We start from the raw sequence: 13883 nt of genomic DNA, 5'->3' as shown, positions 1-13883 counted from the left end.
AATGAAAATGATTATCAATATCAATTGAAGCGAAGTCAAGCGTCACTTGCCCACCGCCGGCGGGGTATTTCTCCAACTGAAAAAATAATACCGTCCGGGGAGTTATAGCATTTTATGTATCAGTATGTAACCGCTGAAGGTAGTCCTGACAGGTGCAGATCGCCACCTCCGGCTGTTTTCCCAATGCCAACTGCCCGAACCCCTGCGCCAGGCGCTGTACATCTTCTTGATCCAGAACGGTTATGAACGCAAAACTGTTGCTGCCGAGTTCGTGGTGAACGCCATTTTCATCTGTCACCGACGTGACAAAACCCTCACGCGTCAATTGCCCGGTCAGCTTGGCCAGGTCGGTCAATCCCTCTTCCTGATAGCGAAAAGTCACGACAAAGCAGCTTGTTGCAGATTGACTCATAAATCACCTCTTGGTATATGGATAGCTTGAGATTAGTCCAAAAAATTACTGCAGGTGTCCTTACAAGTTGTATATGCTACGCAACTCATTGAAAGGAGTGAGGGATTCTGTGAAAACAAAAATAGGTTGCCTTACGGCAATTTTGCTTTTGTCGGGGTGCGCCAAAGACCCGCAAACGGCAAGCAACATTTCAGGCAGTGGCACAACGCGCGGCGGCTGGTTAAAACCCCCTCCGCAGGCACCGGTAAACCGCACAGGCACTCCGGTTGTTTATAACGATTACATTCGTCAGGCCGCCAGCAACTATGGCGTCGACGAAACGCTGATTAAAGCGATTATTCAGGTGGAGTCCGGGTTTAACCCGAACGTGGTCAGCACCTCGAACGCAGTGGGATTGATGCAGCTTAAGGCTTCTACCGCCGGCCGCGACGCCTATCGCATGAAAGGACGAAGCGGGCAGCCCAGCTCGCGTGAGCTGAAGGATCCGGCGGTCAATATTGATCTGGGAACGGCCTATATCAATATTCTTCAAAGCCAGCAGCTAGCCGGGATCAACAACCCACAGACTTTGCGTTATGCCACCATCGTTTCGTACGTGAACGGGGCGGGCGCCATGTTGCGCACCTTCTCCTCGGACAAGCGCGTGGCGGTTAATCGCATCAATCAGATGAGCCCCGACGAGTTTTATCAGCACATCCAGAAAAAGCACCCGGCCCCGCAGGCGCCGCGCTATTTGTGGAAGGTGACCACCGCCTACCAGGCGATGTCGCAGTAACCCTTCATCCTGTCGAATCGGCCGCAAAACGCGGCCGATTTGCTTTCCGTTGTCGCTTCAGAGCGCGACACACCTCTCATTTTTCGTTATTTCCTCACCGCTTATCGAAAAAACCGCACAAAAAGTTAAATTTACGTTAGCAGATAAATCTTTACGTTCATTCAATAAGTTACCGGTAACATTTTTGCTTTTGCGCGCATTCTGACCTTCAATAAATATACAAATAAGTAACAAATTATTTTAAAAACCCGTATCGATCGCAAGGTTGCGGTTAAATAGTTGTGACTATCTTTGGATGGAATGTGACATGTCGAATCATAAAACCAACAATTCGCGGCGCGATTTCTTGTTGAAATCGATGACCTTAATTCCTGCGGCGGTAATTGGTGGCAGCGGCGTTGGCGCGCTGACGGCACCGACACCGGCGGTCGCTGCCTCGAACACTTCAACGCAGAACGATTACCAACCGACCTTTTTCACCCCGGAAGAGTGGGCCTTCATCAAGGCCGCCGTCGCGCGCCTGATCCCGGCCGACGATCGCGGCCCCGGCGCGCTGGAAGCCGGCGTGCCGGAGTTTATCGATCGTCAGATGAACACCCCGTACGCCACCGGCTCCATCTGGTACATGCAGGGGCCGTTCAACCCCGATGTGCCGAAGGAGATGGGCTATCAGCTGCCGCTGGTGCCCAAGCAGATCTACAATCTCGGCATCGCTGACGCCGACGCCTACAGCAAAAAAACCGCCGGCAAGCCCTTCGCCGAACTGGATGGCGCGCAGCAAGACGCCATGCTGCAAAAGTTCGAATCCGGCGAGGCGGAATTCCAGCAGTTGCCGTCGAAACTGTTCTTCTCCTATCTGCTGCAAAACACCCGTGAAGGTTTCTTCAGCGATCCGATCCATGGCGGCAACAAAGACATGGTTGGCTGGAAGCTGATTAATTTTCCGGGCGCGCGCGCCGATTTTATGGACTGGGTTGAGCGAGGGGAACGTTATCCCTTCCCACCGGTATCGATTCGTGGGGAGAGGGGCTAATCATGGCAACGGTAATGAAAAAAGTAGACGCGGTGATCGTCGGCTTCGGCTGGGTGGGCGCGATCATGGCCAAAGAGCTGACCGAGGCCGGCCTCAACGTGGTGGCGCTGGAACGCGGCCCGATGCGCGACACCTATCCGGACGGTTCCTATCCGCAGGTGATCGACGAGCTGACCTATAACATCCGGCGCAAACTGTTCCAGGATCTGTCGAAAAGCACCGTCACCATTCGCCACAACAGCAGCCAGACCGCGGTGCCTTATCGCCAGCTGGCGGCGTTCCTGCCGGGTACCGGCGTCGGCGGCGCCGGCCTGCACTGGTCGGGCGTGCATTTTCGCGTCGATCCGATCGAACTGCGCATGCGCAGCCACTATGAAGAGCGCTACGGCAAAAACTTCATTCCGAAGGACATGACCATCCAGGACTTCGGCGTGACCTACGACGAGCTGGAACCGTTCTTCGACAAGGCGGAGAAAGTGTTCGGCACCTCCGGCACCGCCTGGACCATCAAGGGGCAGAAAGTGGCGCAGAAGGGCGGCAACCGCTTTGCGGCGGATCGCTCCAGCGACTTCCCGCTGCCGGCGCAGAAGAATACCTACTCCGCCCAGCTGTTCGAGAAAGCCGCGCTGGAAGTGGGCTACCACCCTTATAACCTGCCGTCCGCCAACACCTCCGACTCCTACACCAACCCGTACGGCGCGCAGATGGGGCCGTGCAACTTCTGCGGTTTCTGCAGCGGCTATGCCTGCTACATGTATTCCAAAGCCTCGCCGAACGTCAACATCTTGCCGGCGCTTCGGATGGAAAAACGCTTCGAGCTGCGCACCAACGCCAACGTGCTGAAGGTCAACCTGACCGACGACAAGTCCCGCGCCACCGGCGTGAACTACGTCGATGCGCAGGGCCGCGAGCTTGAACAGCCGGCCGATCTGGTGATCCTGGGCGCGTTCCAGTTCCACAACGTGCACCTGATGCTGCTGTCCGGCATCGGCAAGCCTTACGATCCGGTGACCGGCGAAGGCGTGGTCGGGCGCAACTTCGCCTACCAGAACATGACCACCATCAAGGCGTTCTTCGATAAAGACGTGTTCACCAACCCGTTCATCGGCGCCGGCGGCAACGGCGTGGGCGTGGACGACTTCAACGCCGACAACTTCGATCACGCCAAAGAAGGCTTCGTCGGCGGTTCGCCGTTCTGGGTCAACCAGGCGGGCACCAAGCCGATCTCCGGCCTGCCGACCCCGCCGGGCACCCCGGCCTGGGGCAGCAAGTGGAAAGCGGCGGTGGCGGATGCCTACACCCACCACGTCTCGATGGACGCCCACGGCGCGCACCAGTCGTACCGCAACAACTATCTGGATCTCGATCCCAACTACAAGAACGTGTTCGGCCAGCCGCTGCTGCGCATGACGTTCGACTGGCAGGAGAACGACATCAAGATGGCGCAGTTCATGTACGACAAGATGGCGCCGATCGCCAAGGCGATGAACCCGAAACTGATCGCCGGCAGCCCGAAAAACGCCAACAGCCATTTCGATACCACCAGTTACCAGACCACCCACATGAACGGCGGCGCGGTGATGGGGGAAGATCCGAAGACCAGCGCGGTAAACCGTTATCTGCAGAGCTGGGACGTGCACAACGTGTTCTCGATCGGCGCATCGGCCTTCCCGCAGGGGCTGGGCTACAACCCGACCGGCACCGTGGCGGCGTTGGCTTACTGGTCTGCCCGCGCCATTCGCGAGCAGTATCTGAAAAACCCAGGCCCATTGGTGCAGGCATAAGGACGGCGAACGATGAAAGCATTTGTACCGGCACTGGTTCTCAGTGCAGTGAGTTTTTCCGTTTGGGCGCAGGACGCCACCGTCAGCAGCGAGCTTATCAAGCGCGGTGAATACCTGGCGCGCGCCGGGGACTGCGTGGCCTGCCATACCGACGGCAAGAGCGGCAAGACCTTCGCCGGCGGTCTGGCGATGGAGACGCCGATCGGCACCATCTACTCCACCAACATTACGCCGGACAAGAAAACCGGCATCGGCGATTACAGCTTCGAGGATTTCGACAACGCGGTGCGTAAGGGCGTAGCCAAAAACGGCAGCACGCTCTACCCGGCGATGCCGTACCCGTCGTTCGCGCTGGTGAAAGAGGACGACATGCGCGCCATGTATGCCTATTTCATGCACGGCGTGCAGCCGGTGGAGCAGGCCAACAAGGACTCCGACATCCCGTGGCCACTGTCGATGCGCTGGCCGCTGAGCATCTGGCGCGGTATGTTCGCGCCGTCGCCGGCGGACTTCGTCGCCGACGCCAAGGCCGATCCGGTGATTGAGCGCGGCCGCTATCTGGTGGAAGGCCTGGGCCACTGCGGCGCCTGCCATACCCCGCGCAGCATCACCATGCAGGAAAAAGCGCTGAGCAACAGCGACAGCGACGACTACCTGTCCGGCAGCAACGCGCCGATCGACGGCTGGGTCGCTTCCAGCCTGCGCGGTGACCGTAAGGACGGCCTGGGCAGCTGGAGCGAAGCCGAACTGACCGAGTTCCTGAAAACCGGCCGCAACGACAAGGCAATCGTGTTTGGCGGCATGAGCGACGTGGTGGAACACAGCCTGCAATACCTGAGCGACGACGATCTGACCGCCATCGCACGCTACCTGAAATCGCTGCCGCCGAAAGACGGCAAGCAGCAGGCGGCGCCGGTCGAAGACAGCGTGGCCAAGGATCTGTGGCGTGGCGACGACAGCAAGCCAGGCGCGGCGTTGTATGTCGATAACTGCGCGGCCTGCCACCGCACCGATGGCGTGGGCTACAAGCGCGCCTTCCCGTCGCTGAAGGGCAATCCGGTGGTGCAGACCGAGGACGCGACCTCGCTGATCCACATCGTGCTGACCGGCAACACCACGCCGGCGGTGCAGGGTGCGGTATCCAACATCACCATGCCGCCGTTCGGCTGGCGTCTGAACGATCAGCAGGTGGCGGACGTGGTGAACTTCATCCGTTCCAGCTGGGGCAACAGCGCCAAGCCGGTGAGCGCCTCCGACGTGGCCGACGTGCGTAAAGACCGCTCGATGATCCGCGACGAGAAGGAGATGGGCAGCGCCGAGGTGCCGGACCACCCGGACGCGAAGAAATAAACCGCTTAAGGGCTCCGCAAGGGGCCCTTAGTTTTTTCTGCCTGCGCCGGTTTTTTCAGCATTTCCTGTTCGCAAATCGTTCGCTTGGCCGATAAAACATAGACCCGCAGCGGATTTTTCATTATCCTTTGCCGTCCTTTCATCAGGCGTAAGTATGAAATATCGCTTTAATTCACTGATTACTATTAAAAAATTCGCGGAGAAGGATATCCCGTTAGGCGCAATCGTTGGCGCCGCAGATTAAGGTAGACTGTCTCATGAGTACGATTTCTCCCGATTCAGGCACGCTGACGGCCGCTCAGCCTGCCAAATGGAACAAAACCGACACCGTCTGGATGTTCGGTCTCTATGCCACCGCGGTGGGTGCCGGCACGCTGTTCTTGCCGATCAACGCCGGCTTGAACGGCCCGCTGGTGTTGCTGTTGATGGCGCTGTTCGCTTTCCCGCTGACCTATTTGCCGCACCGCGCGCTCAGTCGCTTCGTGCTTTCCGGCTCCAGCCGCGACGGCAACATTCACGATGTGGTGGTGGAACACTTCGGCGTGCTGGCCGGCAAAATCATCATGGTGCTGTATCTGATGGCGTTCTTCCCGATCGTGCTGGTGTACAGCATTTCGATCACCAACGCGCTGGACAGCTTCCTGATCCACCAGTTTCACGTGGCGCCGCTGCCGCGCATCTGGCTCAGCCTGGCGGTGGTGGTGGTGCTCAATCTGGTGTTGCTGCGCGGCAAAGACAGCATCGTGGCGGCGATGGGCATGCTGGTGTTCCCGCTGCTGGTGTTCCTGATGGGCATTTCGCTCTATCTGATGCCGAGCTGGAATACCGCCAACTTCGTTCACGGCCTGGCCGCCACCCGCTTTGACACGCCGGGGCTGTGGCATTCGCTGTGGCTGGCGGTGCCGGTGATGGTGTTCTCCTTCAGCCATGCGCCGATCATCTCTTCCTTCGCCTCGACCCAGAAGAGCCTGTACGGCGACAAGGCGGAACGCCGCTGCGCACGCATCATGCGTTACAGCTATGTGCTGATCTGCGTCACCGTGCTGTTCTTCGTGTTCAGCTGCGTGCTGAGCCTGTCTCACGAAGACATGCTGCAGGCGAAGGAGCAGAACATCACCGTGCTGACTACGCTGGCCAACAAGTTCTCCAATCCGCTGATCGCCTATCTTGGCCCGGTGATGGCGATGTTGGCGATGGCCAAGTCCTATCTCGGCACTTCGCTGGGGGTGACGGAAGGGGCGACCAGCCTGATCGACGGCGTCACGCGCGCGGTCGGCAAGCCGCTCAGTTCGCGCCTGACGCACCGCATCTCCGCGGTATTGCTGTTCCTGCTCACCTGGGCGGCGACGGTGTGGAACCCCAGCGCGCTGCACATTATCGAAACCATCAGCGGCCCGCTGATTGCGGCGATCCTGTTCATCCTGCCGATGTACGCCGTGCGTGCGGTGCCGGCGATGCGCCAATACCGCGCGGCGAGCAACGTCTTCGTGCTGGTGATGGGCCTGATCGCGCTGTCGGCGCTGATCTACGGCCTGGTGTGATCCCCGGGCGCGCCACTTCCGGCGCGCCTCTTAACGTCCCTCTACACATCCCTTTGCAATTAATCGCCGGTTTGCCGGGCGTTATTTTTGATAATGCAAGCCATTCTCATTAGTATTTCCCGATTGCGTTCTTGACTAAGGAGTTTTCGTGCACCGTCGAATCACCTTGCCGGCGCTGGTTTGCGCCGCCTTGCTCGCCTCTCCGGCGATGGCCACCACTTATCCGCTGACGCTGACCGACACTTCCGGCCAGACGATCACCCTCCCGCAAGAGCCGAAACGCATCGTAGTGCAGGACGGGCGCGACATTCTCACGTTGGCGCTGCTCGATCGTGCCAACCCGTTCGGCCGGCTGGTGGCCTGGAATAACCTGCTGAAGAAAAGCGATGCGGCGACCTGGGATATCTTGCAGAGCAAATGGCCGGCGGCGAAAAACATCATCGATATGGGATTCAGCGATAAGGGCGAAGTGAACCTGGAGAGCGTGATCGCCAAGCGGCCCGATCTGATGATCGCCCAGCTGCGCTCCAAGCCTTCGCTGAGCCAGACCGGCGTGCTGGATCGGCTGAAGGCGCTGAACGTGCCGGTGCTGTTCATCGACACCATGCTCAAGCCGGTGGAAAACACGCCGAAAAGCGTGACGCTGCTGGGGGAAACCCTCAACCGCGAAAGCGAGGCCCGGCAATATACCGATTATTATCAGCAGCATTATCAGGCGATTCTGGCCAAGACGCAGGCGGTGGAACCCAAACCACAGGTGTTCTTCGAAGCCAAGGCCGGCCTGAACGGGCTGGAATCCTGCTGCTTCACCCATGCGCACGTCGGCTGGGGGGCGCTGGTTGAGGCGGTCGGCGCGCGCAACATCGGCTCCGCGCTGTTGCCGGGCGCGACCGGCGATGTCGCGCTGGAAAAAGTGATCGCCATGAAGCCGGACGCCTACATCGTTTCCGGCTCGCAGTGGGCCAGCAAGACCAACGCTGCGGTGCCGTTCGGCTACGGCGTGACGCAGCAGCAGGTGGATGAGGCTTTCAACCGCATGAAACAGCGCCCGGGCTTCTCTCAGGTGTCGGCGGTGAAGGCGGGGCGGTTCTACGGCATCTACCATAACTTCTACAACCACCCGTACAACATCGTCGGGCTGGAGTATCTGGCGAAGTTTATCTATCCGGCGCAGTTCCCGGATCTGGACCCGGCCAAGACCTACAGCGAGATCCTCAGTCGTTTTACCGAAGTGCCGGAAGGCAAGGGCATTTTGGGCGCGCAGGCGCCGGCGGGGAAATAACGGCAACGGGCGCGATCGCGCCCGTTTTTGATCCTTAGGCGGCGGCCGGCGTATAGGTGGAGATGATCTCCAACACGCCGTTGATGATGAACTGCACGCCCATACACACCAGCAGGAAGCCCATCAGGCGCGAGATCGCCTCAATGCCGCTTTTCCCCACCAACCGCATGATGGCGCCGGAGCTGAGCAGACAGGCCCACAGGATCACCGCGACCGTCAGGAAGATGGCGACCGGCGCCACGGCCAGCACCCAGGGTTCAAAACCCAGCGTGTTATCTTTGACGCTCGACGCCGAGCTGATGATCATCGCGATGGTGCCCGGCCCGGCGGTGCTCGGCATGGCCAACGGCACGAAGGCGATGTTGGCCGAGGTCTTATGGCGCAGCTCGTGCGACTTGCTCTCCACCTCCGGCGCCTCATCGGCGCTTTGTTGCGGGAACAACATGCGGAAACCGATGAAGGCGACGATCAGGCCGCCGGCGATGCGCAGGCCGGGGATCGAAATACCGAAGGTGTTCATCACCACCTGGCCGGCGTAAAACGCCACCGTCATGATGCAGAACACATAAACCGAGGCCATCAGCGACTGCTGATTGCGCTCCTCACGCGTCATATTGCCGGATAACCCGAGCAGCAACGCCACCGTGGTCAGTGGGTTGGCCAGCGGCAACAGCAGCACCAAACCCAGTCCGATGGCCTGGAATAACTGCAAAATACCCGTCATAAAATAACTCCCTGTGCAACGTTCAAGCCGCCAGGCGGCGGCCCATGAGCTCCACAGCCTAGCCTGCCGTACGGCCGGCGGCAATGGGGATAGCTCGTAACGTTAATTAACCGTCGGCGGGCGCTTCATCTTCACCGCTGCACTCGGCGGTGAGTTCTGGTTCATCCTCACACCCCAGCGGCGCTTCGTTGACCGCGATCGCCCGCGGCACCGAACGCGCGCCAAAATGCACCAGCCCATACAAGGTCGCCAATACCGCGCACACTACGCCGAGGACTGCGAGTAACCGGTTCATCTTCTGCATAAGTCTCGATTGGAACAGACTGGTTTCAGAATAGCGGCTGGCGGCGAAGATCGCCACGCGAAGCCGGTATGCCGCCAAACGCCGGCGACAAAGCGAGCGGTGCCTGGAAAATGCGCACATTTTTTGTGTTTTATGGCCTTTTTCGCCGCAGTTGGCCGGTAAAGGCCGACGTTTCGCATCAATTGCTACACCCTGCAGGCTCAGCTGCCTACCATAGGCGCGCTTTAAAACAAGAATGAGACTGACTATGCAAGACGAACTGAAACTTTTACTGGGGAAAATTGGCGCCTTCGCGCTTTCCGGCGCTTTTTTGGCGGCCTTGGTCGGCCTGGTGTTTATCGACGTGCACTGGCTGCATAATTTCGTGCATGAAACCTCGCTGACCGAAGTGGCGCAGGAGCTGTTGCTGCTCGCCATCGCCGGCGGTTTTTTCGCCGCGGCCAGACGGCAGGCTGAACGCCGCTCCGCCTGGATGCTGGTCGGCGGCTTCTTTCTCTGCATGCTGATCCGCGAGATGGATTTCGCCTTCGATGCGCTGTGGCACGGCGCCTGGGTGTGGTTTGCGCTGGCGGTCGCCTTGGCCTGTCTGTGGCATGCCGCAAGGCACGTCGCGGCGACGGTGCGTGGGCTGGCCTATTTTGCGACACATCCCGGCTACGGCATGATGTGTGCCGGTCTGCTGTGCATTCTGGTGTTTTCACGCCTGTTCGGCATGGGTGCGCTGTGGCAAACGCTGATGCTGGACGGTTACAACCGGGTGGTGAAAAACATGGTGGAAGAAGGCTGCGAACTGTTGGGTTACGGCCTGTGCCTGTTGGCCACCTTCAGCTACCTGAAAAGCGTTTTTGTGTCGAATAAAGCGAAAATGTGAGGGCGGCGGCACTTTATTTATCCGGAACAATTTTAGTGATACTATTCGCTTAGCCGAATGCGGCTGAGAAGGTATGCGTTCCATTCTGTATACCCAGTGAGGTTTCAATCTGGCAATTGTGGGCGAGATCTGAAACCTGGCTGACCAAACCCAAAACCCAATTTTCGTACTGCATGTGATCTGTCGTGTGGGTCACCACTGTAGATAAGGAATTATTAATGCCTGTTATTACTCTTCCTGACGGTAGTCAGCGTCATTTCGACCACCCCGTTTCCCCGATGGATGTCGCGCGCGATATCGGCCCTGGCCTGGCGAAAGCCTGTATCGCCGGCCGCGTCAACGGCGAGCTGGTTGACGCTGGCGATCTGATCGAATCGGATGCGCAGCTGGCCATCATCACCATCAAAGATGAAGACGGTCTGGAAATCATGCGCCACTCCTGCGCGCACCTGCTGGGTCATGCGATCAAGCAGCTGTGGCCGGATACCAAAATGGCGATCGGTCCGGTGATCGACAACGGTTTCTATTATGACGTGGATATCGACCGCACCCTGACGCAGGAAGACCTGGATCTGCTGGAAAAGCGGATGCACGAGTTGGCCGATAAGGATTACGACGTCATCAAGAAGAAGGTCAGCTGGCAAGAAGCCCGCGACACCTTCGCTGAGCGCGGCGAAATCTACAAAGTGGCGATCCTGGATGAGAACATCAGCCATGACGATCGTCCGGGCCTGTATCACCACGAAGAATACGTCGACATGTGCCGCGGCCCGCACGTGCCGAACATGCGTTTCTGCCACCACTTCAAACTGCAGAAAACCTCCGGCGCTTACTGGCGCGGCGACAGCAAAAACAAAATGCTGCAGCGTATCTACGGTACCGCCTGGGCAGACAAGAAGCAGCTGAACGCCTACCTGCAGCGCCTGGAAGAAGCGGCCAAGCGCGATCACCGCAAGATCGGCAAACAGCTCGACCTGTATCACATGCAGGAAGAAGCGCCGGGCATGGTGTTCTGGCATAACGACGGTTGGACGATTTTCCGCGAGCTGGAAGCCTTCGTGCGCATGAAGCTCAAAGAGTACCAGTACCAGGAAGTGAAAGGTCCGTTCATGATGGACCGCGTGCTGTGGGAAAAAACCGGCCACTGGGAAAACTACAAAGACGCCATGTTCACCACCGCGTCGGAGAACCGCGAATACTGCATCAAGCCGATGAACTGCCCGGGCCACGTGCAGATCTTCAACCAGGGCCTGAAGTCGTACCGCGATCTGCCGCTGCGCATGGGCGAATTCGGCAGCTGCCACCGCAACGAGCCTTCGGGTTCCCTGCATGGTCTGATGCGCGTGCGGGGCTTCACGCAGGATGACGCCCACATCTTCTGTACCGAAGAGCAGGTGCGCGCCGAAGTGAACGAATGCATTCGCATGGTTTATGACGTGTACGGCACCTTCGGCTTCGACAAGATCGCCGTCAAGCTGTCCACGCGTCCGGAAAAACGCATCGGTACCGACGACATGTGGACCCGTGCGGAAGAAGACCTGGCCGCCGCGCTGACCGAGAACGGCATTCCGTTCGAGTACCAGCCGGGCGAGGGCGCCTTCTACGGACCGAAAATTGAATTTACCCTGCATGATTGTTTGGATCGCGCATGGCAATGTGGTACCGTGCAGCTCGATTTCTTCTTGCCGGGCCGTTTGGGCGCCTCGTACGTTGGCGAAAACAACGATCGCGTCGTGCCGGTAATGATTCACCGCGCCATTTTGGGCTCCATGGAACGCTTCATCGGTATCCTTACCGAAGAATACGCCGGGTTCTACCCGACCTGGATCGCTCCGGTGCAGGTGGTGGTGATGAATATCACCGACAGCCAGTCTGATTACGTCCAGCAATTGACCAAAAAACTGCAGGATGCAGGTATTCGCGTGAAAGCGGACTTGAGAAATGAGAAGATTGGCTTTAAAATTCGCGAACATACTTTACGTCGAGTCCCTTACATGTTGGTGTGCGGCGACAAAGAGGTCGAAGCAGGCAAAGTTGCCGTTCGTACCCGCCGTGGCAAAGACCTGGGAAGCCTGGACGTAAACGAAGTCGTAGACAAGCTGCTGAAAGAGATTCGCAGCCGTAGTCTTCATCAACTGGAGGAATAAAGTATTAAAGGCGGAAAACGAGTTCAACCGGCGCGTCCTAATCGCATTAACAGAGAAATTCGCGCGCAAGAAGTTCGCCTAACCGGCGTCGATGGCGAGCAGATTGGTATCGTCAGTCTGAATGAAGCTCTTGAAAAAGCTGAGGAAGCGGGCGTTGATTTAGTAGAAATCAGCCCAAATGCCGAACCGCCAGTTTGCCGAATCATGGATTACGGCAAATTCCTCTACGAGAAGAGCAAGTCGACGAAAGAACAGAAGAAGAAGCAAAAAGTTATTCAGGTCAAGGAAATCAAATTCCGTCCTGGCACCGATGATGGCGACTATCAGGTCAAACTACGCAACCTGATTCGCTTTCTGGAAGATGGCGATAAAGCCAAAATCACCCTGCGTTTCCGTGGGCGTGAGATGGCGCACCAGCAGATCGGTATGGAAGTGCTTAACCGCGTCCGTAAAGACCTGTGTGAAGATATGGATCTGGCAGTGGTCGAATCCTTCCCTACGAAGATCGAAGGCCGCCAGATGATTATGGTGCTCGCTCCTAAGAAGAAACAGTAAGGCTTACAAGTAATGGAACCCGCGCGGCGCTTGCGCTGTGTGGGCTTTATTCGCCCAACTGATTCGTTGTTTAACAATGCGAAGTGGATTTAATTAAAATGCCAAAGATTAAAACTGTACGTGGTGCAGCCAAGCGCTTCAAAAAGACCGGCAGCGGTGGTTTTAAGCGTAAACATGCCAACCTGCGTCATATTCTGACCAAAAAAGCAACCAAGCGTAAACGTCACCTGCGTCCGAAAGGCATGGTGTCTAAAAACGATCTGGTCCTGGTTACCGCGTGCCTGCCGTACGCATAAGCCATTTTTTTTTGAATTTAGAATAAGACTTTAGGAGAGAGCATATGGCTCGCGTAAAACGTGGTGTAATTGCACGCGCACGTCACAAGAAAATCATGAAGCAGGCGAAAGGCTACTACGGTGCCCGTTCGCGCGTATATCGTGTTGCCTTCCAGGCAGTAATCAAAGCAGGTCAGTATGCTTACCGTGACCGTCGTCAACGTAAGCGTCAGTTCCGTCAGCTGTGGATTGCACGTATCAACGCAGCTGCTCGTCAGAACGGTCTGTCTTACAGCAAGTTCATCAACGGCTTGAAAAAAGCTTCGATCGAAATTGACCGTAAGATCCTGGCTGACATCGCAGTCTTCGACAAAGTGGCCTTCGGCGCACTGGTTGAGAAAGCGAAAGCAGCTCTGGCGTAAGTCAGTAGAAGAGGGAGCTTGCTCCCTCTTTTAATCTTTGTTTTCAGCGACAAATATTGACTTTCATTGGCCGCCGCTATATCACTGGTGGACAATCATCGACAAGGTACCGCAATCATGCACGCAGCTCTTTTTCGTTTCTTTTTTTACTTTAGCGCCTGATTTCAGGAGGCTTTGCGCGTAAGAAAAGAAACGAAAAGTAGCGCCTAAGCCTCCCTCGTGGAGGCTTTTTTGTTTTTGGCCATCGTCCCGCCTTGCCAGGCGTTGCGGTGAGGGCGGCAGACGCAACGCGGGCCATGCGGCGCGCAGGCGAGCCGGCCGGCAACGTATTGAAAAGTCTTTGAATAATGGTCAAAGGCGTGTTCGAATATAGATAACAATTACTTAGGGCCATCCCGGCCAGAGGAA

Annotated in this window: 15 protein-coding genes and 1 other annotated feature; of the genes, 12 read left to right on the top strand and 3 right to left on the bottom strand. The window is 57.5% G+C overall.

Features of this window, described 5'->3' with window-relative positions:
• Positions 1–112 precede the first annotated feature (112 nt).
• The gene (gene ghoS / locus AC6BYQ_RS11935; protein ID WP_025159925.1) at positions 113–412 is read right to left on the bottom strand and encodes a type V toxin-antitoxin system endoribonuclease antitoxin GhoS; all 300 of its coding nucleotides are present in this window, start codon (positions 410–412) and stop codon (positions 113–115) included.
• A gap of 109 nt (positions 413–521) precedes the next feature.
• Here ghoS and AC6BYQ_RS11930 point away from each other — a divergent pair, with 109 nt between their 5' ends.
• The 6 genes from AC6BYQ_RS11930 (at position 522) to AC6BYQ_RS11905 (ending at position 8177) form a co-directional block, all read left to right on the top strand.
• Entirely contained in the window at positions 522–1187 is a 666-nt protein-coding gene (locus AC6BYQ_RS11930) for a transglycosylase SLT domain-containing protein (RefSeq protein ID WP_025159924.1), read from the top strand.
• Between the two features lie 307 nt (positions 1188–1494).
• Positions 1495–2220 carry a gluconate 2-dehydrogenase subunit 3 family protein gene (locus tag AC6BYQ_RS11925; RefSeq protein WP_015377689.1) on the top strand — a complete coding sequence of 242 codons (726 nt, stop codon included), beginning with the start codon at positions 1495–1497 and terminating at the stop codon, positions 2218–2220.
• Between the two features lie 2 nt (positions 2221–2222).
• Positions 2223–4004, top strand: a complete 1782-nt coding sequence (locus AC6BYQ_RS11920) for a GMC family oxidoreductase (protein WP_025159923.1) — start codon at positions 2223–2225, stop codon at positions 4002–4004.
• 12 nt (positions 4005–4016) lie between these two features.
• Complete coding sequence (locus tag AC6BYQ_RS11915) at positions 4017–5354, top strand: c-type cytochrome (protein ID WP_074054383.1); 1338 nt, start codon at positions 4017–4019, stop codon at positions 5352–5354.
• Between the two features lie 257 nt (positions 5355–5611).
• Positions 5612–6895, top strand: coding sequence for an SLC5/6 family protein (locus AC6BYQ_RS11910; RefSeq protein ID WP_498056907.1), 1284 nt, complete (start codon positions 5612–5614; stop codon positions 6893–6895).
• A gap of 148 nt (positions 6896–7043) precedes the next feature.
• On the top strand, positions 7044–8177 hold the full coding sequence (locus AC6BYQ_RS11905) for an ABC transporter substrate-binding protein (protein ID WP_025159920.1): 1134 nt from the start codon (positions 7044–7046) through the stop codon (positions 8175–8177).
• A gap of 34 nt (positions 8178–8211) precedes the next feature.
• Here AC6BYQ_RS11905 and AC6BYQ_RS11900 read toward each other — a convergent pair whose 3' ends face one another.
• Both AC6BYQ_RS11900 and AC6BYQ_RS11895 read right to left on the bottom strand, forming a co-directional pair.
• Positions 8212–8901 (bottom strand): MarC family NAAT transporter, encoded by a 690-nt coding sequence (locus AC6BYQ_RS11900; protein ID WP_019454910.1) that lies wholly within the window; start codon positions 8899–8901, stop codon positions 8212–8214.
• Positions 8902–9007: 106 nt separating this feature from the next.
• Positions 9008–9205, bottom strand: coding sequence for a hypothetical protein (locus AC6BYQ_RS11895; protein ID WP_156785411.1), 198 nt, complete (start codon positions 9203–9205; stop codon positions 9008–9010).
• Between the two features lie 247 nt (positions 9206–9452).
• Here AC6BYQ_RS11895 and AC6BYQ_RS11890 point away from each other — a divergent pair, with 247 nt between their 5' ends.
• The 6 genes from AC6BYQ_RS11890 to pheM all read left to right on the top strand — a co-directional run bounded on the left by AC6BYQ_RS11890 (position 9453) and on the right by pheM (position 13637).
• Complete coding sequence (locus AC6BYQ_RS11890; RefSeq protein ID WP_154746121.1) at positions 9453–10076, top strand: hypothetical protein; 624 nt, start codon at positions 9453–9455, stop codon at positions 10074–10076.
• A 218-nt stretch (positions 10077–10294) separates the two neighbouring features.
• Positions 10295–12223: a threonine--tRNA ligase gene (gene thrS, locus AC6BYQ_RS11885; protein ID WP_025159696.1), complete on the top strand. Its 1929-nt coding sequence runs from the start codon at positions 10295–10297 to the stop codon at positions 12221–12223.
• A gap of 3 nt (positions 12224–12226) precedes the next feature.
• Positions 12227–12778: a translation initiation factor IF-3 gene (gene infC, locus AC6BYQ_RS11880; protein ID WP_048233542.1), complete on the top strand. Its 552-nt coding sequence runs from the start codon at positions 12227–12229 to the stop codon at positions 12776–12778.
• A gap of 98 nt (positions 12779–12876) precedes the next feature.
• On the top strand, positions 12877–13074 hold the full coding sequence (rpmI, locus tag AC6BYQ_RS11875) for a 50S ribosomal protein L35 (protein ID WP_004931418.1): 198 nt from the start codon (positions 12877–12879) through the stop codon (positions 13072–13074).
• 44 nt (positions 13075–13118) lie between these two features.
• Positions 13119–13475, top strand: a complete 357-nt coding sequence (gene rplT, locus AC6BYQ_RS11870) for a 50S ribosomal protein L20 (protein WP_004931417.1) — start codon at positions 13119–13121, stop codon at positions 13473–13475.
• 113 nt (positions 13476–13588) lie between these two features.
• Positions 13589–13711: a sequence feature (Phe leader region), on the top strand.
• Positions 13593–13637 (top strand): pheST operon leader peptide PheM, encoded by a 45-nt coding sequence (pheM, locus tag AC6BYQ_RS11865; protein ID WP_139074214.1) that lies wholly within the window; start codon positions 13593–13595, stop codon positions 13635–13637. Its footprint overlaps the feature before it by 45 nt.
• Positions 13712–13883 lie beyond the last annotated feature (172 nt).

It is taken from the genome of Serratia sp. LTN-2 (assembly GCF_059740205.1).
This window is presented reverse-complemented; position numbering and strand designations above follow the sequence as displayed.

Coding starts and splice junctions, on each gene's coding strand:
- ghoS (WP_025159925.1), bottom strand. CDS start 412: ATGAGTCAATCTGCAACAAGCTGCTTTGTCGTGACTTTTCGCTATCAG.
- AC6BYQ_RS11925 (WP_015377689.1), top strand. CDS start 1,495: ATGTCGAATCATAAAACCAACAATTCGCGGCGCGATTTCTTGTTGAAA.
- AC6BYQ_RS11920 (WP_025159923.1), top strand. CDS start 2,223: ATGGCAACGGTAATGAAAAAAGTAGACGCGGTGATCGTCGGCTTCGGC.
- AC6BYQ_RS11915 (WP_074054383.1), top strand. CDS start 4,017: ATGAAAGCATTTGTACCGGCACTGGTTCTCAGTGCAGTGAGTTTTTCC.
- AC6BYQ_RS11910 (WP_498056907.1), top strand. CDS start 5,612: ATGAGTACGATTTCTCCCGATTCAGGCACGCTGACGGCCGCTCAGCCT.
- AC6BYQ_RS11900 (WP_019454910.1), bottom strand. CDS start 8,901: ATGACGGGTATTTTGCAGTTATTCCAGGCCATCGGACTGGGTTTGGTG.
- AC6BYQ_RS11895 (WP_156785411.1), bottom strand. CDS start 9,205: ATGCAGAAGATGAACCGGTTACTCGCAGTCCTCGGCGTAGTGTGCGCG.
- AC6BYQ_RS11890 (WP_154746121.1), top strand. CDS start 9,453: ATGCAAGACGAACTGAAACTTTTACTGGGGAAAATTGGCGCCTTCGCG.
- thrS (WP_025159696.1), top strand. CDS start 10,295: ATGCCTGTTATTACTCTTCCTGACGGTAGTCAGCGTCATTTCGACCAC.
- rpmI (WP_004931418.1), top strand. CDS start 12,877: ATGCCAAAGATTAAAACTGTACGTGGTGCAGCCAAGCGCTTCAAAAAG.
- rplT (WP_004931417.1), top strand. CDS start 13,119: ATGGCTCGCGTAAAACGTGGTGTAATTGCACGCGCACGTCACAAGAAA.